Annotated in this window: 19 protein-coding genes; 5 read left to right on the top strand and 14 right to left on the bottom strand. The window is 70.1% G+C overall.

The window, feature by feature from the left end; translation table 11 throughout:
• Positions 1-90: 90 nt before the first annotated feature.
• Complete coding sequence (locus tag MBA17_RS13335; RefSeq protein WP_238496721.1) at positions 91-1,275, bottom strand: sensor histidine kinase; 1,185 nt, start codon at positions 1,273-1,275, stop codon at positions 91-93.
• A gap of 255 nt (positions 1,276-1,530) precedes the next feature.
• Here MBA17_RS13335 and MBA17_RS13330 point away from each other — a divergent pair, with 255 nt between their 5' ends.
• A complete protein-coding gene (locus MBA17_RS13330) occupies positions 1,531-2,505 on the top strand; it encodes an aldo/keto reductase (RefSeq protein ID WP_238496720.1) in 975 nt (324 codons plus the stop codon).
• A gap of 276 nt (positions 2,506-2,781) precedes the next feature.
• On the opposite strand, the gene MBA17_RS13325 is transcribed toward MBA17_RS13330, so the two are convergent.
• Positions 2,782-3,111, bottom strand: a complete 330-nt coding sequence (locus tag MBA17_RS13325; protein WP_238496719.1) for a hypothetical protein — start codon at positions 3,109-3,111, stop codon at positions 2,782-2,784.
• 104 nt (positions 3,112-3,215) lie between these two features.
• Here MBA17_RS13325 and polX point away from each other — a divergent pair, with 104 nt between their 5' ends.
• From polX to MBA17_RS13310, 3 genes are all read left to right on the top strand, one after another.
• Complete coding sequence (polX, locus tag MBA17_RS13320; protein WP_238496718.1) at positions 3,216-4,913, top strand: DNA polymerase/3'-5' exonuclease PolX; 1,698 nt, start codon at positions 3,216-3,218, stop codon at positions 4,911-4,913.
• Between the two features lie 257 nt (positions 4,914-5,170).
• The gene (locus MBA17_RS13315) at positions 5,171-6,463 is read left to right on the top strand and encodes a sulfite oxidase (protein ID WP_238496717.1); all 1,293 of its coding nucleotides are present in this window, start codon (positions 5,171-5,173) and stop codon (positions 6,461-6,463) included.
• Between the two features lie 229 nt (positions 6,464-6,692).
• Positions 6,693-8,192: a WS/DGAT/MGAT family O-acyltransferase gene (locus MBA17_RS13310; protein WP_238496716.1), complete on the top strand. Its 1,500-nt coding sequence runs from the start codon at positions 6,693-6,695 to the stop codon at positions 8,190-8,192.
• Positions 8,193-8,242: 50 nt separating this feature from the next.
• Here MBA17_RS13310 and MBA17_RS13305 read toward each other — a convergent pair whose 3' ends face one another.
• The 12 genes from MBA17_RS13305 to MBA17_RS13250 form a co-directional block, all read right to left on the bottom strand.
• Positions 8,243-9,850 (bottom strand): solute symporter family protein, encoded by a 1,608-nt coding sequence (locus tag MBA17_RS13305; protein ID WP_238496715.1) that lies wholly within the window; start codon positions 9,848-9,850, stop codon positions 8,243-8,245.
• Positions 9,847-10,188, bottom strand: a complete 342-nt coding sequence (locus MBA17_RS13300; RefSeq protein WP_238496714.1) for a DUF485 domain-containing protein — start codon at positions 10,186-10,188, stop codon at positions 9,847-9,849. Before MBA17_RS13300 ends, MBA17_RS13305 begins: the two co-directional genes overlap by 4 nt.
• Positions 10,189-10,348: 160 nt before the next feature.
• Positions 10,349-11,857, bottom strand: a complete 1,509-nt coding sequence (locus tag MBA17_RS13295; protein ID WP_455432755.1) for a sodium/solute symporter — start codon at positions 11,855-11,857, stop codon at positions 10,349-10,351.
• Positions 11,854-12,225, bottom strand: coding sequence for a hypothetical protein (locus MBA17_RS13290; protein ID WP_238496713.1), 372 nt, complete (start codon positions 12,223-12,225; stop codon positions 11,854-11,856). The genes MBA17_RS13295 and MBA17_RS13290 overlap by 4 nt, the downstream gene beginning before the upstream one ends.
• Before the next feature lie 277 nt (positions 12,226-12,502).
• Positions 12,503-13,261, bottom strand: coding sequence for a LytR/AlgR family response regulator transcription factor (locus MBA17_RS13285; protein WP_238496712.1), 759 nt, complete (start codon positions 13,259-13,261; stop codon positions 12,503-12,505).
• A 362-nt stretch (positions 13,262-13,623) separates the two neighbouring features.
• On the bottom strand, positions 13,624-14,820 hold the full coding sequence (locus MBA17_RS13280; RefSeq protein WP_238496711.1) for a histidine kinase: 1,197 nt from the start codon (positions 14,818-14,820) through the stop codon (positions 13,624-13,626).
• Between the two features lie 155 nt (positions 14,821-14,975).
• Positions 14,976-15,395 carry an HIT family protein gene (locus MBA17_RS13275; protein ID WP_455432754.1) on the bottom strand — a complete coding sequence of 140 codons (420 nt, stop codon included), beginning with the start codon at positions 15,393-15,395 and terminating at the stop codon, positions 14,976-14,978.
• Positions 15,392-16,552: an acyl-CoA dehydrogenase family protein gene (locus MBA17_RS13270; RefSeq protein ID WP_238496710.1), complete on the bottom strand. Its 1,161-nt coding sequence runs from the start codon at positions 16,550-16,552 to the stop codon at positions 15,392-15,394. Before MBA17_RS13270 ends, MBA17_RS13275 begins: the two co-directional genes overlap by 4 nt.
• Before the next feature lie 61 nt (positions 16,553-16,613).
• Positions 16,614-17,063: a hypothetical protein gene (locus tag MBA17_RS13265; protein WP_238496709.1), complete on the bottom strand. Its 450-nt coding sequence runs from the start codon at positions 17,061-17,063 to the stop codon at positions 16,614-16,616.
• A gap of 69 nt (positions 17,064-17,132) precedes the next feature.
• A complete protein-coding gene (locus tag MBA17_RS13260; protein WP_238496708.1) occupies positions 17,133-18,869 on the bottom strand; it encodes a cholesterol oxidase substrate-binding domain-containing protein in 1,737 nt (578 codons plus the stop codon).
• A 170-nt stretch (positions 18,870-19,039) separates the two neighbouring features.
• The gene (locus MBA17_RS13255; RefSeq protein WP_238496707.1) at positions 19,040-19,987 is read right to left on the bottom strand and encodes a diacylglycerol/lipid kinase family protein; all 948 of its coding nucleotides are present in this window, start codon (positions 19,985-19,987) and stop codon (positions 19,040-19,042) included.
• 90 nt (positions 19,988-20,077) lie between these two features.
• Positions 20,078-22,840 (bottom strand): immune inhibitor A domain-containing protein, encoded by a 2,763-nt coding sequence (locus tag MBA17_RS13250; protein WP_238496706.1) that lies wholly within the window; start codon positions 22,838-22,840, stop codon positions 20,078-20,080.
• Between the two features lie 321 nt (positions 22,841-23,161).
• Here MBA17_RS13250 and MBA17_RS13245 point away from each other — a divergent pair, with 321 nt between their 5' ends.
• Positions 23,162-24,523, top strand: a complete 1,362-nt coding sequence (locus MBA17_RS13245; RefSeq protein WP_238496705.1) for an FAD-binding oxidoreductase — start codon at positions 23,162-23,164, stop codon at positions 24,521-24,523.
• The last annotated feature ends 50 nt before the right edge of the window (positions 24,524-24,573 follow it).

Raw genomic sequence — 24,573 nt, 5'->3', positions numbered from 1 at the left:
TTACACATTACATTACCTGAACACACATATCGCACATGCCTAACATGGATTTCACATAATAGTTTAAGGTATTTGTGCAAATTGACTTATTTACGATGAAATCTTAGATTTGTGCATGAAATGTGCGATAAGTCGGAATCGCCCTTCGGGGAGATCGCCGGCCGTCAGGTGGCCGCCGAGTTCGGCCATGCGGTCCCGCAGATTCCGCAGGCCCTGCCCGTCGCGCGCCCCCTCGCGCGCGGCCACCACCCCGTCGTTCGTCATCGAGAGCTCGACGACTCCGTCCTGTTCGACCAGGTGGATGACGCACTCCCTGGCCCTGGCGTGCCGCAGGATGTTGGTCACGCCCTCGCGCAGGACGTGGGCGAGCACCTCCGTCGCCTCGGCGGCGAGGGTCCGGCACGACACCTCGACCTGGCACCGCACCTCGATCGACTCCAGCACCGCACGCGCCGAGTCCAGCTCCGCCGCCAGCGAGGAGCACGGCGACCCGTGCGCCACGGAGCGGACGTCACCGGTCATCCCCCGCAGCAACTGCAGGACCTCCTGCACCTCGTCGTGCAGCTTGCGGTCGCCGGAGTCCAGCAACCGCTGGATGAGCTCGGCCTTCAGGACCAGCACGGTCAGCCGGTGCCCGACCAGGTCGTGCAGGTCACGGCTGAACCTGCGGCGCTCCTGGGACAGCGCGTTGCGGACCAGCTCGGTCCGCCCGGTCGCGAGCCGCCCCGCGAGGAGGACCCAGGCGCACTCCGCCAGGCCGAGCGCCGGCCCCGCCACCGCCCAGGCCAGGGACCGGCCCACGGCCCAGCTCGCGGTCCAGTCCGGCGGCGGGTCACCGGACGCCGCCACCGCCGACAGGACGAGCAGGAGGGGACCGCTGGTGAGCCCGGCCAGCGCGAGCGCCGGCAGGCGTCTCCGGTAGGCGGCCAGCAGCAAGGTGCCGACCGGCAGCCCGCAGGCGGGCGCCCAGCCCGGCCCGAGAACCAGTAACGGCAGAAACGCCAGCAGCGCCTCCAGGGCGATCGCCCACCATTCCACCGTTTGCTTCTTGAGCGCCTTCACAAGCAGTCGGGCGTGCAGTGCGAGTAACGCCAGTAACCAGACCAGCCCGCCGAACACGTGTCCCTGACCTGATCCGGAGATGCCGGCAAAGGTCAGCGCCGAGATCGCGACACCGGTCGAGGCCGACGCGGCGGCGTCGAGCCACAGCTTGGGAGACGACCCCTGGAAAACCGAGCCCGGCGGAGGATCATTCTCCCTTTGCGTGCGCTCCATCGCCCCCCATTTTGTGCGACCGAAATGCCACGTAGGCGGCTTGCCCATTTTCAAACGGACTTGTCACCTGTCCTGCCTTGCTGCGACATGCCAAGCAGGAAGGGCATGGTCAATCCATTCCCCTATCAAAGCAAATTTCACTATCTTCGGGAAAGATTATCCCGCTGTTCCTTCAAGCAAGCGCCACCGTATTGCCAGAGCCGCACCACCGCCCCCTCCACGGGCACCCCTTGGGCGCGGTTTAGAGTGCTGCGTATGGATTACGTACGGCTTGGCACCACTGGCCTCCAGGTGTCCAGGGTCTGCCTGGGCATGATGAGTTTCGGCGACCCCACCCGATGGCAGGACTGGGTGCTCGACGAGGCGCACAGCGAGCCGATCGTGCGCCGGGCGGCCGACGCGGGCGTCACGTTCTTCGACACCGCCGACGTCTACAGCCTCGGCACCAGCGAGGAGGTCTCAGGGCGGATCCTGCGCCGGATCTTCCCCTCCAGGGACGACTACGTGCTGGCCACCAAGGTCTTCTTCCCGGTCGGCAAGGGCGTCAACGACAAGGGCCTGTCCCGGAAGCACATCATGGCCGCCATCGACAACTCCCTGCGCCGCCTCGGCACCGACTACGTGGACCTCTACCAGATCCACCGCTGGGACGACGAGACGCCGATCGAGGAGACCATGGAGGCGCTGCACGACGTGGTCAAAGCGGGCAAGGCGCGCTACATCGGCGCGTCCAGCATGTGGGCCTGGCAGTTCGCCAAGGCCCAGCACGTCGCCGAACGCAACGGCTGGACCCGGTTCGCGACCATGCAGAACCACTACAACCTGCTCTACCGCGAGGAGGAGCGGGAGATGATCCCGCTCTGCCTGGACCAGGGCGTCGGGCTGATCCCGTGGAGCCCCCTCGCCCGCGGGCTGCTCGCCCGCGCCGGCTCCGACGTCACCGACACCACCCGCACCGCGACCGACGGCCGGATCGAGCAGCTCTACGACCCGGAGAACGACGCCCGGATCCTCGACAACGTCGCCCAGGTCGCCCGTGCGCGCGACGTGCCCCCCGCCCAGGTCGCCCTCGCCTGGCTGCTCGCCCAGCCGGGCGTGTCCGCCCCCATCATCGGCGCCACCAAGGACCGTCACGTCGACGACGCGATCGCCGCCGCGGAGCTCACCCTCACCGACAAGGAACTCGCCCTCCTCGGCGACTCCTACCGCCCCCGCCCCGTCGCCATGTGACCCGCGCCGTACGTCGCGTCCGTACGTCGCGTCCGTACGTCGCGTCCGTACGTCGCGTCCGTACGTCGCGTCCGTACGTCGTGTCCGTACGTCGTGTCCGTACGGCATGCCACGCCGGCGCCACGCGCCGCAGGCGGCGGGTGTCCGCGGATGCACGCCACTCGGGCGCGCGTGGCCGGTCGCCGTGACGACTCGGATGCACTCGTGACCCTTCGAGCCCGGCCCGGCACCGCGCCACAGGTCCCCGCCGCACGGCGGGGACCTGCGAACGGGTCGCTAGTTCTGCTTCACGATCGCAAGGATCTCCTTGAGCATGGCACTGTGCTCGTTCAGGATGACGCTGTGCTCGTTGAGGATCCGATCGTGGTCATCGAGCCGGGACCAGACGGTCTTGTCCGAATCTGCGGGGGCGCCGATCCGGTCGGTCTGCCGCCTGATCTCGTGCAGCAGGTCGGTGTGCCTGTCCAGCTCCACTGAATGATCGCTCACTGTTGCCCCGAGGTGCGATGTCTTCTCTACCTTGACGAGTCTCGCATTGATGTCGCGAACCTCCGTCTGCAGCGCGACGATGAGCACCTCGGCCTGGGCCAGGTCAACCACTTTCACACCCTACTCTCTCGGCTCGTTACCCCCCGTGACCAAATACTGACCCCGCCCTGACCTGGAGGGCGAACGGCGAATTGTCGGGGGGAGCGCCTACGCTGTGGCATATGGCTCGGGCAAACGATGAGGCCGCGGCGGCTCTCGAGGAGTACGCGGATCTGTTCGCGATCAACGGGGGCGACGCCTTCCGGGTGCGGAGTTACCAGAAGGCGGCGAAGGCGATCGCGGGCTACCCGGAGGACATCTCGGGCGCCGATGTGCGCGGGGTGCCGGGGGTGGGCGAGGCGATCGCCAAGAAGGTGGAGGAGTTCCTGGCGAGAGGGAGCTTCCGGCAACTCGACGACCTGCGGGGGCGGGTGCCCGAAGGGGTCCGGCGGATGACCCGGGTGCCGACGCTGGGGCCGAAGAAGGCGATCTTCCTGTACGGCGAGCTGGGCATCGACTCGCCCGAGTCGCTCGCCGAGGCGATCAGGGCCGGGCGGCTGACCGGCCTCAAGGGCTTCGGCGCCCGGACCGAGGAGAACCTGCTCAAGGGCATCGAGCAGATGGAGCAGGCGGGCCGGCGGGTGCACGTCGGCGTCGCCATGGACCTCGCCGAGAAGATCATCACCTCGCTGACCGAGACGGGTCAGGTGGAGCGGATCGCCTATGCCGGGTCGCTGCGGCGGATGCGCGACACGATCGGCGACATCGACATCCTGGCGGTGGCGCCCGAGACCCTGATGACCGCCTTCCGCGCCCAGCCGTACGTCGAGGAGGTCATCGCGGCCGGGGAGAAGAAGACCTCGATCCGCACCAGGCAGGGGCTGCAGGTGGATCTGCGGGTGGTGCCCGCCGAGTCGTGGGGCGCCGCGATGCAGTACTTCACGGGGTCCAAGGAGCACAACGTCCGTATCCGGGAGATGGCGGTCAAGAAGGGCTGGAAGCTGTCGGAGTACGGCCTGTTCGAGGGCGAGCGGGTGATCGCCTCGCGGACCGAGGAGGAGATCTACCAGGCGCTCGGCATGCCGTGGATCCCGCCGACCCTTCGGGAGGACGGCGGCGAGGTCGCGGCGGCGCTCGGCGGGAAGCTGCCCGAGGTGGTCACCCTGGAGGATCTCAGGGGCGATCTGCACACCCACACCGACCTGACGGACGGCATCGCCTCGCTGGCGGAGATGGTGGCGGCCGCCGCGGGCCGGGGCTATTCCTACTACGCGGTCACCGACCACGCGCCCGACCTGGTCATGCAGCGTATGACGCTGGACAAGGCCCTCGCGCAGCGTGAGCAGCTCGGCCACCTTCAACAGAAATATCCGGACATGCGGTTGCTGCACGGCACCGAGCTGAACATCGCCCCGGATGGTTCCGTCGACTGGCCGGCCGAGGTCCTCCAAGGGTTCGACATCACCGTCGCCAGTGTGCACTCGCACTTCACCCAGTCCCGCGAGGAGATGACGGCCAGGTTCATCGCCGCCTGCGAGAACCCGCACGTGCACATCATCGGCCATCCCACCACCCGGAAGATCGGCAAGCGACCGCCGGTCGACGCCGACTGGGAGGCGGTGTTCCGCTGCGCGGCGCGCACCGGCACGGTCATGGAGATCGACGCCTACCCCGACCGCTCCGACCTCCCCGCCGACCTCGTACGGCTGGCCCGGCACCACGGCGTCAAGTTCTCCATCGACAGCGACTCGCACGCGATCCCGCACCTCGCCCACCAGCACTACGGCATCGGCATCGCCCAGCGGGCCTGGCTGACCACCGACGATGTGATCAACACCTGGCCGCTCGACCGCCTCCTCGCCTTCCTCCACCGCCCCTGAGTCACCGCCTTCCCGACCCGAGCCGCCCACCTGCCTGACATGCGGGTCGTACTGCTACCGGGTCCGGTTGGACATGTGGGCCGTCCTGCTGCCGGTCCGGTCGAGAGAGGTCGTCGGTTCGTCGAGCTGCGGCAGGTCTGGGCCATGGAGATCGGATCTGAGCCGCGACACGCCCCGGCCGGAACCCCCCGCCCACTTCCCAATTACATACTCTCTTGGTAGGAAATGAAGTAAACCAAGAAAGAGGAGTGGGCCGCATGCCGTACGAGGAGCTGATCGGTGCAGTCGGAGCGGCCGGGGGTAGGACCACGACGAGGGCCCGCGGCGAGCTGGTGAGCCGGACGGGGACCGGTGAGGGCCGGGAGGACAGGATGAGCGCGAGTCAGACCGGGCCCGGCGGGAGCAGAGCGGTGCTGAGCCGGGGGCAGGCCGGCGGCGGCGTGCCGACCCGGGTGAGCGGGGGCGCGGGGATCGTCAAACCGCTGCCCGACGAGTTGTTCGTGGTGCACGAGACCAACGCGGAGACGCGCTGGGAGGCGCTGAGCGGGGTCGGCTACCAGGTGCCCAACGACCGGTTCTTCGTGCGGAACCACACCGCGACCCCGTTGATCGACGTCACGACCTGGCGGCTGCGGATCCACGGGAGCGGGGTGACGAGCCCCCGGGAGTTCGGCTACGACGACCTGCTCGCGCTGCCGTCGGTGACGGCCGACGTGGCGATCGAGTGCGCGGGCAACGGGCGTTCGTTCTTCGCCTCGCAGCAGGGGCAGGAGGTTCCCGGCACACCGTGGCGGCTGGGCGGGGTGGGCGTGGCGCGGTGGCGGGGGGTACCGCTGTCCACCGTGCTGCGGCAGGCCGGGCTCACCGGGAACGCGGTCGACGTGCTGCCGAGCGGGCTGGACGCGAACTACGTCAGCGACGGGGTGGACTATGGCCCGGTTCGCCGCCCGCTCCCGATCGCCAAGGCGCTCGACGACGTGCTGCTGGCCTACGAGATGAACGGCGAGCCGCTGCCGCCGGACCACGGCTTCCCGGTCCGGCTGGTGGTGCCGTCGTGGATCGGGATCGCGTCGATCAAATGGGTCGGTGACATCGAGGTGTCGGCCGAGCGGCTCTTCTCGCCGTGGAACACCCGTTTCTATCGGATGTTCGGCCCCGGCCGTCCGTGCGGCGGCGGCGATCCGCTGACCACGCGGGGCATCACGAGCGCGTTCGAGCTGCCGTGGGACGCCGTCATCCAGGCGGGCCGGCCGCAGGTGCTGCGGGGCAGGTCGTGGTCGGGCCAGGGGCGGATCACGCGGGTGGAGGCGAGCACGGACGGCGGCGCGACCTGGCGGGACGCCCATCTGGACGGGCGGCGGCCCGCCGAGGCGTGGGCGCCGTGGCAGATCGTCTGGCGTCCGGTCAGGCCGGGACCGCACGTCCTGCTCGCCCGCGCGAGCGACGAGACCGGCGCTCGCCAACCGGACGTGGCCCAGTTCAACACTTATGGCTACCTGTTCGACGCCGTGGTCGCGCACCCGGTGCGGGTCGAGACGGCCTCCCGGTGACGAAGGGCCGTCCCCGGGCACTGGTGAGAGGAAACTCACTGCGTCGAAAACGGCAGCCCATTAGTGCAGCCCAAGCAGCATATAGAACAATATATGAGAACAAATCGCGCTATTAGTGGTCATTGACGCCTAAATTCCCCTGGAAGAATGTGCTGGAGACCTTCAGGAAACGCGCCGGTAACTCAGCGGCGTGATGATGCTCACATTCCCGTTTCAGGAGGCCCCGACGATGCGCCAGCTCTCCGCGCTCGACGCGCAGTTCCTGCACGCCGAATCGGCGACCACCACCGCCCACGTGGCCGGGATGGCGATCCTCGACCCGGCCTGCGCCCCCTCGGGCGCGATCACCCGGGACGGTCTGGTGGCGCTGCTGCGCACGCGGATCCATCTCGCGCCCGCTCTGCGGCAGCGGCTGGCCGACGTCCCGTTCGGACTGGATCACCCCTACTGGACGGAGGACCCCGGCTTCGATCCCGCCGACCACGTCCACGAGCTCACCCTGCCCGCTCCCGGACTGCTCCCCGACGTGGTGGCCAGAATCCACGAGCGCCGCCTCGACCGTCGCCGCCCGTTGTGGGAGATGCACCTGATCCACGGGCTCTCCGGCGGCCGGGTCGCGCTCTACACCAAGGTGCACCACTGCGCCATCGACGGCGTCTCCGGCGCGGACACGCTCGCCGCCCTGCTCGACCTGTCGCCGGAGCCGCGCACGGTCGAGCCGCCCGCCGAACCGGAGCGCGTCACCGCCCCGGCCCCGCTGACCATGCTGGCCGACGCCGTGACCCGGTCGATGACCCATCCGCTGCGGGCGCTCGGGTCGCTCCGCCGTACCGCCGCCGACCTGGACGCGGTGCCACTCGCGGCGGGGCTGCCCGGCGCGCGGCTGGTGGCGCGGGCGGCCCGGCTGATGTCGGGCGACACCCGGAAGATGCCGGACCTGCCCGGGCTGGGGGTGCCGCGCACGCCGTTCAACGGGCCGATCGGCCCGGAACGGCGGTTCGCGTACGGCTCGCTGCCCCTCGGCGAGGTCAAGCGGATCGCGGGGGCGTTCGGGATGAGCGTGAACGACGTGGTGATGACGATGTGCGCCTCGGCGTTGCGCGCCTGGCTGCGGGAACACGACGCGCTGCCCGACCGGCCGCTGATCGCCGCCGTCCCGGTAGCCGTCCGTACGGCGGAGCCGGACCGGGCCCCGGGCAACCGGATCTCCGCCATGGTCGCCCCGATTCCCACCGACCTCACGTCCCCGCGCGAACGGCTCCAGGCGGTCAAGGTCACCATGCGCTCGGCCAAGCGCCGTTTCGCCCGCTCCCCCGCCACCTGGCTGAGCGAGTTGTGCGCCCTGCTGCCCGCCCCCGTGACGGCGATGGCCACCGCCCCGGTCTTCCGGCTCGCCTCGCTCGCCTTCCCGCCGATCAACCTGATCATCTCCAACGTGCCCGGACCGCAGTTCCCGCTGTACCTGTGCGGCGGCAGGGTGGAGGCGTACCACCCGATCTCGGTGCTCACCGACGTGAGCGGCGGGCTCAGCATCACCTGCTTCTCCTACGACGGCTCCCTCGACTTCGGGGTGATCGCCGACCCCGGCCGCGTGGACGACGTGTGGCGGCTGTTCGGCCACCTCCGCGAGGCCCTGGATGAACTGTCGGCCCTCGTCCCCGAGAGTGTCCCCGAGAGCGCCCCCGCCCGGGTGGCCGATCCGGCCGGCGAACGGCTGCGGGCCGGATGACCGAAGGCCCGGCCGTGGCAGTCCACGACCGGGCCCGTCGGTGCGGACGGCTAGTGGCCGTCGGCCTTCTCCATGCCCACGCCGGTCATCGAGCGGACCTCGATCTCGGCGTACTTGCTCGCGTTGTACTCCTTGCTGAGCACGGTGCCGAGCCAGCCGGCGAAGAAGCCGAGCGGGATGGACACGATGCCCGGGTTCTGCAGCGGGAACCAGGCGAAGTCGGCGCCGGGGAACAACGCGGTGGCGCTGCCCGACACGACCGGTGAGAAGATCACCAGGATCAGGGCGGAGCCCAGGCCGCCGTAGATCGCGGACACGGCGCCCGAGGTGTTGAACCTCTTCCAGAACAGGCTGTAGAGGATCGCCGGCAGGTTGCCCGACGCCGCCACCGCGAAGGCCAGCGCGACCAGGAAGGCGACGTTCTGCCCCTGGGCGAGGATGCCGAGGCCGATGGAGACCGCGCCGATGACCAGCGCGGAGATCCTGGCGACGACCACTTCCTCCTTCTCCGTCACATTGCCGCGCTTGAACACGTGCGCGTACAGGTCGTGGGAGAAGCTGGAGGAGGAGGCCAGGGTGAGCCCGGCGACGACCGCCAGGATCGTGGCGAACGCCACCGCCGCGATGATGGCCAGCAGGATCGTGCCGCCGAGGTCGCCGAAGATGGCCGTGCCGATCGCCTCGGCGAGCTGCGGCGCGGCGGTGTTGCCCGCCTTGTCCTGCGCGACGATCGCCTTCCCGCCCACCAGCGCCGCGGCGCCGAAGCCGAGCACCAGGGTGAGCAGGTAGAAGACGCCGATGATGCCGATGCCCCAGAGCACCGACTTCCGCGCGTCCTTCGCGGTGGGCACGGTGTAGAAGCGGATCAGGATGTGCGGCAGGCCGGCGGTGCCGAGCACCAGGGCGAGGCCGAGGCTGATCAGGTCGATCTTGCCGGCGAGTCCCTGCGCCTCGGTGCCGTACTTCAGGCCGGGCTCCAGGAAACCGGGCTTGCCGCTCTGCGCCGCCGCCTCGCCGAGGAGGGCGGACAGGTTGAAGCCGAACTTGCCGAGCACCAGCAGCGTCACCAGGGTCGCGCCGCTCATCAGCAGCACGGCCTTGACGATCTGCACCCAGGTGGTGCCCTTCATGCCGCCGACCACCACGTAGATGATCATCAGGATGCCGACGGCGACGATGGTCCACGCCTTGGCGGCCTCGCCGGTGATGCCGAGCAGCAGGCCGACCAGCGCGCCCGCGCCGACCATCTGGGCCAGCAGGTAGAAGATGCTCACCGTGATGGTGGAGACGCCGGCGGCGGTCCGCACCGGCCGCGGGCTCATCCGGAAGGCCAGCACGTCGGCCATGGTGAACTTGCCGGAGTTCCGCATCAGCTCGGCGACCAGCAGCAGCGCCACCAGCCAGGCGACCAGGAAGCCGATGGAGTAGAGGAACCCGTCGTAGCCGGACAGCGCGATGATGCCCGCGATGCCGAGGAAGGACGCGGCGGACATGTAGTCGCCGCCGATGGCCAGGCCGTTCTGCGCGCCGGTGAAGGACCGGCCGCCGGCGTAGTAGTCGGCAGCGGTCTTGGTGTTCCTGCTGGCCCAGAAGGTGATGCCCAGCGTCACCGCGACGAACAACAGGAACAGGATGGTGGAAAGCGTCCCCGAACTCACTTCGTCGTCCCCTCCGCGCCACCCTCGACCTCGTGGCGGAGCTTGTCGGCCAGCGGGTCGATCTTCTTCTCCATGTGCCGCGAATACGCCCACGCGATGGCGAACGTCGAGACGAACTGCAGCACGCCGAAGATCAAGGCCACATTGATGTTGCCGATGACCTTGGCGCCCATGAAGTCACGGGCCCAACCGGACATAACCACATAAAGCAGATACCACGCCAGGAATGCGGCGGTCATCGGGAAGGTCCACGCGCGGAAACGCCGCTTCAGCTCCTGGAACTCCTCGCTGCCCTGCACCTGTTCATATACGGATGAATCATGTTCTCGCGTCGTCACTGGACCTCCCACGCATGTGATGCGGATCACGCCCACGGTAGGAGGGGAAGGTATCTCCCGCCGAGGGGGTCAGGCGGGCTGTTCGCCGAGTCGGCCCGGCGTGGCGGCCAGCTGATCCCACCTTGCGGTGAAAGGTCGGATATCGGCGATGAGCGGTCGATCAACTTCGCCGGGGCCGCCAGTCGCCGCGGTTGACGTTCAGCCGTTCCGGCGTGTGCAGCCGGACCATCGTACGCGCGACGTCCACGGGCACCCGGTCGGGCGTCGCCAGCGAGACGACGATCATCACGATGAAGGCGACGGGCACCGTCCAGGCGGCCGGCTGGGCGAGTAGCGCCCCGATCCACCCCTCGTACGGCCCGCCGACGACCGTGGTCAGCACCGCCGTACAGGCCAGGCCGCCGCCGGCCAGCAGACCGGCCATCGCGCCCGTCGAGGTGAGCCGCCACCACCAGATGCCGAGCACTAGCAACGGGCAGAACGACGACGCCGCCACCGCGAAAGCCAGCCCCACCACGTCGGCCACCGGCAGTGACCGGGCGACCGAGGCGAGCACCAGCGGGACGATCACCGCCAGCACCGTGGCCACCTGGAAGGAACGCACCCCGCCGCGCAGAATGTCCTGCCCGATCACCCCGGCCACCGACACCGTCAGCCCCGACGACGTGGACAGGAACGCCGCGAACGCGCCCGCCGTCACCAGCGCCGACAACAGCTCCCCCAGCGTCCCGCCGACCAGCCGCCCCGGCAGCGTCAGCACCACCTCGTCGGTACGGCCCGCGACCAGCAGCTCCGGCGTGTAGAGCCGGCCGAGCGCGCCGTAGACGGCGGGCAGCAGGTAGAAGGCGCCCAGCAACGAGAGCACCACCAGCGTCGTACGGCGAGCCGCCCGGCCGTCCGGATTGGTGTAGAAGCGGACCAGCACGTGCGGCAGGCCCATGGTGCCCAGGAACGTGGCCAGGATCAGCGAGTAGGTGGAGTAGATCGGGAAGTCCCTGCCGCTGGCCAGGGGCAGGGCCCAGGTGGCCGCGTCCTGGGCGGAGATCCCCGGGGCTCCGTCGGCCCGCCAGGCCATCAACAGGAAGATCACGGGAAGCGCCAGCGCGGTCAGCTTGAGCCAGTACTGGAACGCCTGGACGAAGGTGATCGAGCGCATGCCCCCCGACAGCACGTTGACGGCCACCACCACCGCCACCAGCACTCCCCCCACCCAGACGGGTGCGCCGGTGACCGCCCGCAGCACCAGCCCCGCGCTCTGGAACTGCGGCATCAGGTAGAACCAGCCGATCAGCACCACGAGCACGCTCGCCGTACGCCTGACGGTCATCGACGACAGCCGCGCCTCGGCGAAGTCCGGCAGCGTGTAGGCCCCCGACCTGCGCAGCGGAGCCGACACCAGGACCAGCAGCACCAGGTAGCCACCCGTCCAGCCGACCGGCAGCCACAGCATGTCCGCCCCGTAGGCGAGGATCAGGCCCGCGATGCCGAGGAAGGAGGCCGCCGAGAGATACTCCCCGCCGATCGCCGAGGCGTTCCACAGCGGCGAGACCGACCGCGAGGCCACGTAGAAGTCGGAGGTGGTCCGCGAGAGCCGCAGGCCGAAGGCGCCGATCAGCACCGCCGCGAGCATCACCAGCACGACCGCGGTGACGCCGGAGGCGGTGCTCACTGCCGCTCGACGATCTCGGCGAAGTGCCGCTCGTTGCGCTCAGCCTGGCGTACGTAGAGCCACGCCCCCGCGACGTAGGCCGGATAGATCACCCCGGCCAGCACCACCCAGGGCAGCGGGACGCCCACGAGGCGCACCTCGCGCAGGTCGGGGACCAGCAGGAAGAGCAGCGGCAGGCCGCCGATCAGGCAGCCGAGCACCGTGCAGACGAACAGCGCCAGCCGGAACTGGGTCCTGACCAGCGAGCGGATGTAGACCTCCCCCAGCCGCGTCTGCTCGTCGATCTCACGCGTCACCGGGTACCGCGGCCGGCGCGCCGCCTGCGTCCGCGGACTGGTCACGACCTCCCTGCGCGGCTTCTCGGTCATCACACCCACCGCCCGCCACAGGCCCGCCCGGCCACCACGCCACCAGGCCCGCCCCCACGCCGCCGAGCCGCCACACCGCCGTGCCGCCGCGCACGCCGGACGACCGGCCCGCGCTCCCACCGCCCGGCCGTCGGCACACCACCCCAGTTCCGCGCATGCCGACGGGGCGTCAGCCGCCCGGCCGGTGGCACGCCACCCCGGCTCCGCGCGGACCGGCGGGGCGTCAGCCGCCCGGCCGTCGGCACGCCGCCCCGGCTCCGCGCGGACCGGCGGGGCGTCACGTGCCGTGGCCTCTGCGTGCTCTGCGGACCAGGAGGTCGCGGAGTTCCCGGGTGTGCCGGCGGCTGACCGGGATCTCGGCGCCGTCGATGCGGACCACGCAACGGCCCGAGTCGATGTGCAGTTCGTCGATGTGCTTGACGGCGACGAGGTGGCTGCGGTGCACCCGGACGAAGCCCGCCGTGGCCCAGCGCTCCTCCAGCGTGGCCAGCGAGATGCGGACCAGGTGGCTGCCGGCGGAGGTGTGCAGGCGGGCGTAGTCGCCCTGCGCCTCGACGTACATCACATCGGTGCTGGCCACGAACCTGGTCACGCCGCCCAGCTCGACCGGGATGGTCTCCGGGTCGCGGACGGCCAGGTCGGGCCCCATCGTCTCGGCGGCGACGCACACCCGCCTGATGGCCTCGGCGAGCCGCTCCGGGCGCACCGGCTTGAGCAGGTAGTCCTCCGCCTTGATCTCGAAGGCGTCCACCGCGTGGTCCTCGTACGCCGTGACGAAGACGATCCGCGGCGGATTGGCGAACTGCGACAGCAGCCGCCCGAGCACCACCCCGTCCAGGCCGCGCATCCGGATGTCGAGGAAGACGGCGTCCACCGGCCGGCCCTCGGCGATCCCCCGGTCGAGCAGCCGCAACGCCGCGGCCCCGTCACGGGCCATCGTCACCTCGCCGATCCGGGGATCGGCCCGCAGGAGATAGGCGAGGTCTTCCAAGGCGGGCAGCTCATCGTCCACCGCCAGGACTCGCAGACCGTTCACCAGCCCTCCCCTCACCATCGAATGCCCTTTAGCGTGATGAAACAGGCATAAAGAGTCAACGGCATCACGACAGCATCACAGGTCAGAGATGTGCCAGGCCTGGATCTTCCACCGAAGACCCACGCCGACGCCCCAGTCGTCACGGCGCCCCGGCCACCCCCACCGGAGCACCCCCGCCCCACGGACCCCCACCCCGTACGGCGAGCGGCTTCGGCCTGGCCTGCCGTACGAACACGTACGGCGGGCACCAGAACGACGGACAGCAGGAGGCAAACGGCAGGCGCCAGCAGACGCCAGGCAGCAGATGCCAGGGCAGCGGACAAGCAGGCAGCAACAGCGGGCAGGCGTTATGCGGGGGCGTGTCAGCGGACGGAGACGCCCGGGCGGTACTTGGGGACGCGGACGCTGACCTTGGTGCCCGCGCCCGAGGCCGTCTCGACGACGAGGCCGTAGTCGTGGCCGTACACCTGGCGCAGCCGCTCGTCCACGTTGGCCAGACCGACCCCGCCCGCGCCGGACCGCTGCCGGTCGTCGCCGGCCAGGATGCGGCGCAGCCGGTCGGGGTCGATCCCGACGCCGTCGTCCTCGACGCTGATGGTGCACTCGGCCCCCGCGTCCTCCGCGAGGATCGTGATGTGCCCGGTGCCGGGCTTGCTCTCCAGCCCGTGGCGGACGGCGTTCTCGACGAGGGGTTGCAGGCAGAGGAACGGGACGGCGACCGGCAGCACCTCGGGGGCGATGCGCAGGGTGACGCGGAGCTGGTCGCCGAACCTGGCGCGCTCCAGGGTGAGATAGCGGTCGATGGAGCGCAGTTCCTCGGCGAGCGTGGTGAACTCGCCGTGCCGTCTGAAGGAGTAGCGGGTGAAGTCGGCGAAGTCGAGCAGGAGTTCCCTGGCCCGCTCGGGGTCGGTGCGGACGAAGGAGCCGATGGTCGTCAGCGAGTTGTAGATGAAGTGCGGGGAGATCTGCGCGCGCAGGGCGCGAACCTCGGCCTCCATCAGGAGGGTGCGCGAGCGGTCCAGCTCGGCGAGTTCGAGCTGGGAGTCGACCCAGCGGGCCACCTCCTGGGTGGCCCTGACCAGCCCGGCGGAGGCGTGCCCGCCGTACGCGGTGAGGGTGCCCACGACGCGGTCGTCGGGGGTGAGCGGGACCACGACCGCGTACCTGATGGGGCATTCGGGGTGTTCGCAGGAGACCAGGTCGGGGCCGAGCACGTGGGTCCGGCCGTCTTTGAGGGTCTCGCCCGCCAGGGCGAAGGCGGTTCCCGTGTGGTGGTCGCCCGCGCCGTCGTAGACCAGCAGCCGCTCGCCGTCGGTGATCGCCAGGGCGGGCGAGCCGAGCAGTTCCCGCAGGTGGCGGGAGGCTTTCAGGGTGCCCGCCTCGGTCAGGCCCGCGCGCAGCGGCGGCGCGGCGAGGGAGGCGGTGTGCAGGGTCTCGAAGGTGGCGCGCTCGGCGGGGCTGCTGCCCAGCTCCCGCCGCCCGCTGAGCACCCGCCACAGCACGAAGGTGGGCACGCCCACCAGGACGACGATCAGGAGGACCGCGACGACGGGTTCCACAGCCGCAGGCTAGCGCCTCTCCGGACGCCGGCCGCTACCGGGCGGCGTCCGGGCGGCGTCCGGGCGGCGTCCGGGCGGCGTCGGACCGGGCGGCGACCACGCGCCGCCCGGCCGGGGCGGCGACCACGCGCCGCCCACGGCGGCGGCGCTGAGCGTCAGTCCTTCAGGGCCGACTGGATCTTCTGGGCGTAGGCGTCGGCCTCCGCCGGGTCGGTGTACTTCACCCTCGGCCAGAAGAAGCCGCGGAGCCCGTCCTTGCGGTTCCGGGGGACCACGTGGGTGTGCAGGTGGGGCACGCTCTGGCTGACCCGGTTGTTGATCGCCACGAAGGTGCCCGCCGCGGCCAGGCCGTCCTCCACCGCGCGGGCGATCCGCTGGACCCGTTCGAAGTACGGCCCGACGAGGCCGGGGGGCAGGTCGGTCAGGGTCTCGACGTGCGCCCGGGGCACGACCAGCACATGTCCCTTGAAGACGGGGCGGGTGTCGAGGAAGCCGATCACGGTGTCGTCGGCGAAGACGACGTGGGCCGGCAGATCGCCCGCCGCGATCGAGCAGAAGAGGCAGTCGTCGTTCACCAGTCCAGTGTGGCAGCACCGGAGATGAGGGATCGGGCGATCACCATGCGCTGCACGTCGTTGGTGCCCTCGCCGATGGCCATCAGGGGCGCGTCCCGGTAGAGGCGCTCCACCACGAACTCCTGCGAGTAGCCGTAGCCGCCGTGGATCCGCATCGCCTCCATGGTGGCCCGCAGCGCCACCTCCGAGGCGAAGTACTTGGCCATGGCGGCCTCGGTGTTCACCGCGCCGGCCGCGGACCGGGTGGCCGCCCAGTAGGTCAGCAGCCGCGCGGCCTGGATGTCGGTGGCCATGTCGGCCAGTTTGAGCTGGATGGCCTGGAAGTCGGCGATCGGTTTGCCGAACGCCTGCCGTTCGCGCGAGTAGTTCAGCGCCGCGTCGTAGGCGCACTGGGAGACGCCGACGGCGCGGGCGGCGATGTTGATCCGGCCGAGTTCGAGCGCGGAGAGCACCTGCTGCATGCCGCGCCCCGTCACCTCGCCGAGCAGGTCGCCTGTCGGCACCCGTACCTCGTCGAGCACGACCTCGCAGGTCTCGGTGCCCTTGTAGCCGAGTTTGGGCAGGTCGCGGCTGACCGTGAAGCCCCGGCTCGACGGGTCGACGAGCAGCACGGACATGCCCTTGTGCGCGGGGGTGGTCAGTTCCGTCTTGACCAGCACGGGCAGCGGGTCGGCGTGCCGCGCGTTGGTGATCCAGGTCTTGGTGCCGGTGACGACGTAGTGGCCGCCGTCGCGGACCGCGCGCGTCTCGATGCCCTGCAGGTCGGTGCCCGCGCCCGGCTCGGTCAGCGCGATCCCGGTACGGCGCGCGCCGCTCGCCAGGTCGGGCAGGTGCCTGGACCGCTGCTCGGCTGTGCCGTACCTGGCGATCATCCAGGCGGCCAGCGAGTGCGAGCCGAGGACCCCCGCCACGCCCATCCAGCCGCGCGCGATCTCCTCGAAGACCAGGGCGAAGGAGACCCGGTCCAGGTCCAGCCCGCCGTACTCCTCGGGGATCGTGATGCCGAACAGGCCCAGCTCGCGGAACCGGTCGATGATCTCCGTGGGATGGCGTCCGGTCCGTTCCCATTCGGCCGCGACCGGCACGATGTCCTTCGCCACGAACTCCCGCAGGGTGCTGCGGAACATGCGCTGCTCGTCGTTGAGCTCGAAATCCATCAGCCCGCCTAACCAGAACGAGGTTCTAGCCCTTCACGCTAGCCGATGGCGGCGGGCCGTACTACTTCCTTCGTCTTCTCAGCAGGCGGCGCACGACCATCAGCGCCACGGCTCCCACGGCGACCTTGGCCAGCCGGGGGCCGTGTTTGGACCCGGCGGTCTGCTCTTCGGGAATCCGCTCCCTGACCCGCCTGCTGGTCGCCACCGGACCCTCCCTGGTCTCACCGGCCTCCCTGGTCTCCGGCGGCGTCACAGAGGGGCCGGCGCCGCTCTCCGCACGGCCGAGGTCCATCGGTCCGCCCTTGCGCTCCATGGGCTGCTCCTCCCTCTCCTCGTCCCGGTCCTCGAACCTGTTCTCGTCCCGGTCCTCGTTCTCGTCCACCTGGGTGGGGGGCACGTTGAGCGAGCCGCTCTCGTCCACGCGGACCGACTCGCCGACGCTGTGCCTGCGCGCGCCCACATCTCCCGCGGTGTGCTCGGCCGGGGGCCCCGCGGGGTCGCTCTCGGTCATCTCGGAAACCTCCGCACATCTTGTGTAGCTGTGCGTCCGCTACCCGGGAGCGACACCGCAAACCCCATGTCAGTCGATCAGGGCGTCAAGGAAGGAGGTGCTGAAGACCCGGTGCGGGTCCAGGGCGTTCAGCGTCGCGACGGCGGCGTTCCAGCCGTCGCCGGCGGGCTGGCCCGCTCGGAAGGCGTTCGGGATCACGGTGTCCCGCACGGCGGGGTCGGCCCAGGCCGCGCTGCCCGAGTATCCCCAGCCCTTGGACCACTCGGGCCTGACCGCCGCGTAGCCGCCGGTGTAGTTGCCGAGGATCCACCGCTCGGTCTCCCGGTAGAACTGCTGGGAGTACGGCGTGCCGGGGACGGTGAGGATGTCGAGCCACACCGCGACGTCCCACTCCGGATGGTCGGGGCGCGGCCTGACCGCCGAGAGCTGCGGGGACACCGCGTTGGGGACGCCCACGTCGGCGGGCACGTCGAGGCCGGTGACCCGGATCTCCAGCGGGCCGTTCATCGGGTAGCGGCCCTGCGCGGCGTAGGCGCCGAGGGCGTTCTTGTAGTAGGTGTAGAACTCGCTGACCACCCGCTGGACGTTGCTCCTGGCGGTCAGGATCGCGTAGCCGTTGGCGGTGACCCGCAGGGTCGTCGGCCGGACGTAGAGGAGCAGGTTCTTCGACCAGCCCCAGATGTCCCAGCTGCCGGTCAGGATGAGCCCGGAGCCGACCACGGCCATCTGGGTGTTCTCGAAGGTCGGGGTGAGTCCGGCGTTGCCCGCGACGATCTGGGAGAGCAGGTCCGACGCCTCCTCGGAGAGGAAGTCGGAGAAGGGATAGTTGTAGGGGCCGTCGACCTGCTTGGCGAAGATCGGCTTGCTCGGCGCCACGCTCCACACCTTCAGCCACGGCACCGTGGTGAACGGGAACCAGATGGCCTCCACCCTCCCGGACCGGTTCACATGGCTCGCGAACGAGTCCGAGCCGGCGGACGCCGGCGGCGCGAACATGGTGTCCACGTTGATGTGGTAGAAGCTCTGGCAGCGCAGCCGCTTGTTGACGCCCACGCGCAGGGTCACCTCAGTGACGAACGACCGGCCCAGCCCGACGAGCAGCGCGCCGATCCGCGGATCGGACCTGGTGAACGTGCTGATCGTGTGGCGTCCGGCGGCGGCGTCCCACACGACCGCCTTGAGCCGCACCACGAGGTTGCTGACGGAGCCGAACGTGTGCCCCGGCGTCAGGGTCTCCCCGGTCTTCGGCACCCCCGTGCCGTGGCCGCCGATGGCGAGCACCCCGCCGAGCGAGAGGTCGCCGGGGGCGGGTGTGGCGGTCAGGCCGTAGCCCGCCGCCTCCAGCGTGGTCAGCAGCGCCTGCATGGTGACGCCCGTCTGGGCGGTCACGCTCGCCGGGGAGCCGGACGTGACCGTGACGGCGGCGAGGTTGCGGGTGTCCACCAGGAGGGTGTTGCCAGGGACGCCCGGCGGGATCAGCAGCGGGGACCAGTTGTGCGAGCGGCCCTTGGGGCGGATCCGCCAGTTGACGGCCCGCGCCCAGTCCGCGAGCGTGACGATCTGCGCCTCGGAGACCGGGGCGCAGGTCCACACCCCGTCCATCTCGATCTCGCCCGACCAGTTCTCATAGGTCTGCTGGTAGGGCTCGATGCCCGGGGGGAAGGACGGCGGGGCCGCCAGGGTCGCGCCGGTGGCCTCGGTCAGCCGTACGGCCGGCGTCCACTGTGCCGCGCTGAGGGCGGCGGCGCCCACCGCACCACCCAGCAGGGTCCTCCTCGACAGGGCGCGGTGGTGACCATCTGCCATGACGCTGACCTCCTGAGGCGGGGGGCGACTGAGCTGGGCTTGCCTGGTTTGTCCAGATTTCACAGCTCGGCGATGGCTCTTTATACGTCCGCGATTTTATTTGGTCAAGCACTTGCTTGGTCGGCGGCCGACTGGGGGTGACCACGGGTTCTCCGGGTTCGGCAGGGCCGTCAGTTGTCGGTGAAGTCGGGGGTGACCATCACGCGGAGGCCGTTGGGGACGGTGCGGAGGGTCAGCGGGGTGCGGAGCCGGACCTCGCCGTCGACGTCGGCGGCCATCGGCGGATCGGTCTCCAGGAACATCTCGCGGCCGGTGACGAACGGGCCGCCGGCGAGGCTCCGCCAGCGGCCGGTGGTGGCGCGGAACATGGTCTCCACCAGGAGCCTGAGACGTTTCCCCGAGCCGAGCTGGTAGGCGACCAGGGTGCCGTTGTCGATGCTGATGTCGCTGGCGACCTGCCAGCCGCCGTGGAAACGGCCGTTGGCGATGTTGAGCTGGTGGGTCAGCAGCTCGTGGCGGCGGCCGTCGACCGTGATGTAGGCGCGGAAGGGGCGGTGACCGGGCAGGATCGAGACGGCGGTCAGAGGGTAGGCGGCCCGGCCGAGAAGGCGCTTGAGCCAGGGCCGCACGGTGCCGGCGACCTCGACGGAGACGCCGAAGCTGGCCAGGTTGGCGAAGGCGCGGTCGTCGGCCATGCCGAGGTCGATGTCGGCCACCTTGCCGGTGCGGAACACGTCGACGGCGCCGGCGAGGTCGAGTGGGAGGCCGAGGCTGCGGGCGAAGTTGTTGGTCGTGCCGAGCGGCAGGACCCCGAGGGCGACGTCGCGGTGGGCCACGTGCTTGACGGCGGCGCTCAGGGTGCCGTCGCCGCCGCCGACGATCAGCAGGTCGGGCTTGGCGTCGAGGGCGCTCTCCAGGGTCTCGCGCAGCCGCTTGGGGTTGACGACGGCGTGCAGCGCGAGCGGCTGGAAGCCACGGGCTCGCAACAGCGCGACCGCCTCGGGGTAGCGGTGCCTGCCGCGCCGCGAGTGGGTGTTGACCACCACGGCCACCCTGCGCTCGGTCAGGATCGCCGCGGTGTGATCCACCTTGCTACGCAGCTCGCTCACCGGCCCCATCGTAGGGCCACCGGCACGCCCGGAACGACCCCCGAGACGACGCCGCCGCCCCCGGATGACCGGGGGCGGCGGGCCGGTTGAGCGGGGTGGCTACTTCGTGGGCGGCGTCACCTGGACGACGGCCCCGAGGTTGCCGGGGAGCGGAGCCAGCAGGCGGAACTGCACGCCCAGCGCCTTGCCCTCGTCACCGGGGTTGCCGGTGCCGAGGACGTGACCGTTGCCGAGGTCCTGGCCGTACAGCTCGGTGGCCGGGGTGCCGTCGGCGTGGACGACCCTGGTGGAGTAGTTCTGGTCGCCCTTGGACGGCACGACCACCGAGGCGTCGAAGTCGCGGTAGCCGAGCGCGCCGTTGAGCAACTCCAGTCCCGGGTACCAGGTCTTGGCGTCGCTGAAGGCCGACACGGCCGGCAGCGCCGGAATCTTGGTGCAGTACTCGCTGTACGGCTCGTCGGCCGCCTCGAGGCACTCGGTGAGCGGATAGGTCTTGTTGAAGGAGAAGGCCGCGTTGGACGTCTGGACCCGGCCCTGCATGTTCTTGCGCGCGGTCGGGTCCTTCTCCGCCGCCGTGCCGGTACGGCGCAGCGGTTCGTAGTGCGAGTCGACGAGCAGCAGGCTGCCCTTGGTCCCGAGGCTCGGGGAGAGCTCCAGGTTGGGGACCAGCGTGTTGGTGGTGAAGGTCGAGTCCCGGTACCAGACGAGCAGGCCGGGGGCGTTGTACTTGACCTTCTCCACCTTCCACGCGCCCTCGCGCGAGTAGCTGGTGTCGTAGGCGTACTGCAGGCCCTTGTCGAACCCGTCGAGGTTCCGCCACTCGGCCAGGTAGAAGCGCTGGACCTCGCGGAAGCCGTCGTTGATCGTCCAGCCCTGGCCGTGGGTGTTGGTGAAGGTGCCGCCGGCGGCGGACCAGCCGTTCTCGCCGCCCTCGACGTCGTCGCTCCACACCGTCTGGTCGCCGTTGGTGACCGAGAAGTCGTCGGCGTGCCAGCCGCGCGGAGTGAACGCCGCGTCGGTGTTGTAGACGAGACGCAGCTTGATCGTCTTACCGGCGTAGGGCGCCAGGTCGACGTAGTCGTGCCGCCAGCCGTCGGTGTTGCCGGTCAGACCGTACTTCTTGCCGCCGAAGGTGGCGAGGTTCTTGTTCGGGTCCGGGTAGCCGTCGGGGGTGGTGACCTCCGTGCCGGCCTGGTCGTAGACCTTCTGCTGCGCCCACGTGCCGCCGCCGTCGGTGGACACCTCGACGAAGCCGAAGTCCCAGTCCTGCTCGATCTCGTAGTTGTTCCACATCCGGAACTTGAGGTCGGTTCCCGCGGGCACCTGGATGTCGCGGGCCAGCTTGACGTCGCCCCACTCCTGGTCGAGGTTGGCCCACCAGGTCTTGGTGCCGCTGTGCGGCTCGATCATCTTCAGCGGCTCGCTCGGCAGGTTGACCCGGACGCCGTCCTCGGTCAGCTTGGGCGTGCGCGAGGACTGGCCGATGGTGACCGGGCGGGCCCGGTCACCGGGGTTGAAGACCTTCGGGTTGGCCCAGCCGAGCACCCACTTGTCCCACAGCCCCATGTGCGTGGGCATCGACTGGAAGATCGGCCCGGAGTGCGACCCGCTGGACATCAGGTCCCAGAAGTCGACCGCGGACTCCGCGCTGCCCGAGGTGTCGTACAGGTCGGGGAGGCCGAGGTCGTGGCCGTACTCGTGGGCGAAGACGCCGACGCCCGAGTCCTCGGGCTGCACGATGTAGTTGGACACCTTGATGTCGGTGCCGGGGATCGTGTGCCCGCCCGCGACGGCGCTGGAGTGCGCCCAGATGGCGTAGGTGCCCTGCGCGCCGCCGTCGCTGGACTTGTCCTTGCCGGCGTGCACGAGCACCAGGTGGTCGACGACGCCGTCGGGCTCGTTGTAGTTGTCGTCACCGTCCGCGTCGGAGACGTCCTCGATGTCGTAGTCGGCCCACGGGAAGTCGGGCTGCTGCGCGGCGAGCACGTTGACCGCGTCGATGGCGAGCTGGGCCCCGCCGACCTTGTTGTCGGGGTGGCCGGACATGTCCTGCGGCACGCCGCCGCAGGCCGACGCGCCGTACCACGCCTCGGAGTGCGGGGCCTTGATCCAGCCCACGGCCTCGCCGGTGACCGAGTAGGCGCCCTTGGACATCTCCTCGTACATGTTCTTCATGGTGTGCCGGGAGATGTCCACGCCCGGCTTGCCGTCGGGCCCCTTGAGGTCCTTGCGGATCCGCTCGGTGATGCCCTCCTTGGTGTAGAGCATCTTGTTGAAGTGCTGCGGGCTGAAGTCGCCGACCCACATGGAGTTGTTGTCCTTGTGGGACGCCTTCGCCGGGTCGGGGATCTGGTTGTGCAGCGGGCCGGAGATCAGCGTCCCCGGCGGCTCGGTCACACAGTCGTTCGCGTCGCTGCCGATCGTCCTTGGGCGCTTGAAGCCCGAGAAGTCGTCCTTGGCGTTCTCGTCGAATTCGACGAGCAGCGTCAGAAGCTTCGCGGTCTGCGTCTCCTTGGCCTTCTTGAAAATGAACTCGGCCGGGTTCTTGCCGGTCTTGATGGCCTGCGCCTCGCGCGCCGCGAGCATTCTGGCCGTGACCGGGTTACCGCTGGAGAACTTCTGGTCGATCTTCTTCGCGGCCTGGGAGCGGGAGCGGCCGGGAAGTCCCGGCTCGCCCTTCTCCGACTCGACCCGCGGCGCGGTGTAGTTGATGTAGTGGTCGGCCGCCGCCGGCTGATATCGCGCGACCGACGTGTCGGCCGGAGCCGCAGCGCCGATCACCGCGAGACCGGCGGCGGCGAGACCGAGCGCGGGCACGATCGCGATGAGGCGCCGCCGGGCGCCCCTGCCTCTGCTGGACACAGGCTTCCTCCCTCGCCCGGGGGTGGTCCGGGCGCACGTCGCGGCACATCAGGGATGAATGTGCCGTTGGGGATTCAGACGGCCCTTGTGACAGAGCACCACTGAATCCGCAACCGGGACGTTAGAGGAGAAGGTAAAGGCGAAGTAAACCTGTCGGCGGATGTTGTCGAATTGTGATCGTTCCGCCGCGGATCAGTTCCATTAGAAACGTGCCAAAACGCGGATTACACCGCCAACAGGGGTGCTCTATAGCACACCCCGCGAGGGTCACGAGGACCCGCCCGGCCCGCAGCACGTTCAGGCGGGCCGTACAGTCCCCTTGTGACTGCTATTTCCGCTCTTGCCGAGATCCTGCCCCCGGGCAGAGTGTTGACCGACCCCGACGTGGCCGACTCCTACGCCCGTGACCGGACCTTCCTGGAGCCCGGCAAGCCGCTGGGCGTGGTGCTCGCGCAGAACCGTGACGAGGTCGTGGCGACGTTGCGGTGGGCGACGGAGCACCGGATCCCGGTGGTGCCGCGCGGGGCGGGCACCGGTCTGGCCGGCGGCGCGACGGCGACCGACGGCTGCATCGTGCTGTCCCTGCACAAGATGACCGCGATCAGGGAGTTGTCGCCGGCGGACGAGATCGCGGTGGTCGAGCCCGGTGTGATCACCGCCGACCTCGACCGGGCGGCCCGGGCGCACGGCCTGATGTACGCGCCCGACCCGTCCTCCTTCGAGATCTCCACGATCGGCGGGAACCTGGCCACCAACGCGGGCGGGCTGCGCTGCGTGAAGTACGGCGTGACCCGCGACTCGGCGCTCGGCCTCGAGGTCGTGCTCGCCGACGGGCGGGTGCTCAACACCGGCAGGCGCACCGTCAAGGGCGTCACCGGGTACGACCTGACGGGGCTGTTCGTCGGCTCCGAGGGCACCCTCGGCGTGATCACCCAGGCCACCGTACGGCTTCGCCGCGCGCCGCTGGCCCCGCCCACCACGATCGCGGCCGAGTTCGCCTCGCTGCACGACGCCGCGTCCGCCGTGTCGGCCATCATCGCCGCGGGTTGCCAGCCCTCGCTGCTCGAACTCCTCGACCGGGGCACCCTGAAGGCCATCGACGACTGGAAGAACATCGGCCTGGAGCCCTCGGTGGCCGCCATGCTGATCGCCCAGTCCGACGCCACCGACGCCGAGAACGCGGCGCGCCGGATGGAGGCGCTGTGCGAAGAGCACGGCGCGTCCTTTGTGGCGGTGTCGGGCGACGCGGCGGAGGCCGAGGAGCTCATCGGCATCCGCCGCCTCGCCTACCCGGCCAAGGAGCGGCTCGGCGCCTGCCTCGTCGAGGACATGTGCGTGCCCAGGTCCGTCCTGCCCGATATGATCACCGAGATCGAGGCGGCAGCCGTACGGCACCACGTGCGCATCTGCACCGTCGCCCACGCGGGGGACGGCAACCTGCACCCGGTGTTCATCTTCGAGCACGGCCTGACCGAGCCGCCGCCGGCCGTCTGGGCCGCCGCCGACGAGATCTTCCGTACGGCGCTGCGGCTCGGCGGGACGCTGACCGGGGAGCACGGTGTCGGGTTGCTCAAGCGGCGCTGGCTCAGCCTGGAGTCGGGGCCGGTGGCGGAGGAGGTCCAGGCGGGAATCAAACAGGTGTTCGATCCCCTTGGCATCCTGAATCCGGGCAAGGCCATCTGAATCACCCCAAGAGAACCCAAGCGCCTCTTGCTCCACACTGGTAGCGTTCT

Source organism: Dolomitihabitans soli (assembly GCF_022213955.1).
Taxonomy (GTDB): domain Bacteria; phylum Actinomycetota; class Actinomycetes; order Streptosporangiales; family Streptosporangiaceae; genus Streptosporangium_A; species Streptosporangium_A soli.
The sequence above is the reverse complement of the archived record's forward strand: the minus strand, read 5'-3'. Positions and strand labels throughout refer to the sequence as shown.

Coding starts and splice junctions, on each gene's coding strand:
- MBA17_RS13330 (WP_238496720.1), top strand. CDS start 1,531: ATGGATTACGTACGGCTTGGCACCACTGGCCTCCAGGTGTCCAGGGTC.
- MBA17_RS13270 (WP_238496710.1), bottom strand. CDS start 16,552: ATGGATTTCGAGCTCAACGACGAGCAGCGCATGTTCCGCAGCACCCTG.
- MBA17_RS13290 (WP_238496713.1), bottom strand. CDS start 12,225: ATGACCGAGAAGCCGCGCAGGGAGGTCGTGACCAGTCCGCGGACGCAG.
- MBA17_RS13310 (WP_238496716.1), top strand. CDS start 6,693: ATGCGCCAGCTCTCCGCGCTCGACGCGCAGTTCCTGCACGCCGAATCG.
- MBA17_RS13265 (WP_238496709.1), bottom strand. CDS start 17,063: ATGACCGAGAGCGACCCCGCGGGGCCCCCGGCCGAGCACACCGCGGGA.
- MBA17_RS13255 (WP_238496707.1), bottom strand. CDS start 19,987: ATGGGGCCGGTGAGCGAGCTGCGTAGCAAGGTGGATCACACCGCGGCG.
- polX (WP_238496718.1), top strand. CDS start 3,216: ATGGCTCGGGCAAACGATGAGGCCGCGGCGGCTCTCGAGGAGTACGCG.
- MBA17_RS13315 (WP_238496717.1), top strand. CDS start 5,171: ATGCCGTACGAGGAGCTGATCGGTGCAGTCGGAGCGGCCGGGGGTAGG.
- MBA17_RS13335 (WP_238496721.1), bottom strand. CDS start 1,275: ATGGAGCGCACGCAAAGGGAGAATGATCCTCCGCCGGGCTCGGTTTTC.
- MBA17_RS13260 (WP_238496708.1), bottom strand. CDS start 18,869: ATGGCAGATGGTCACCACCGCGCCCTGTCGAGGAGGACCCTGCTGGGT.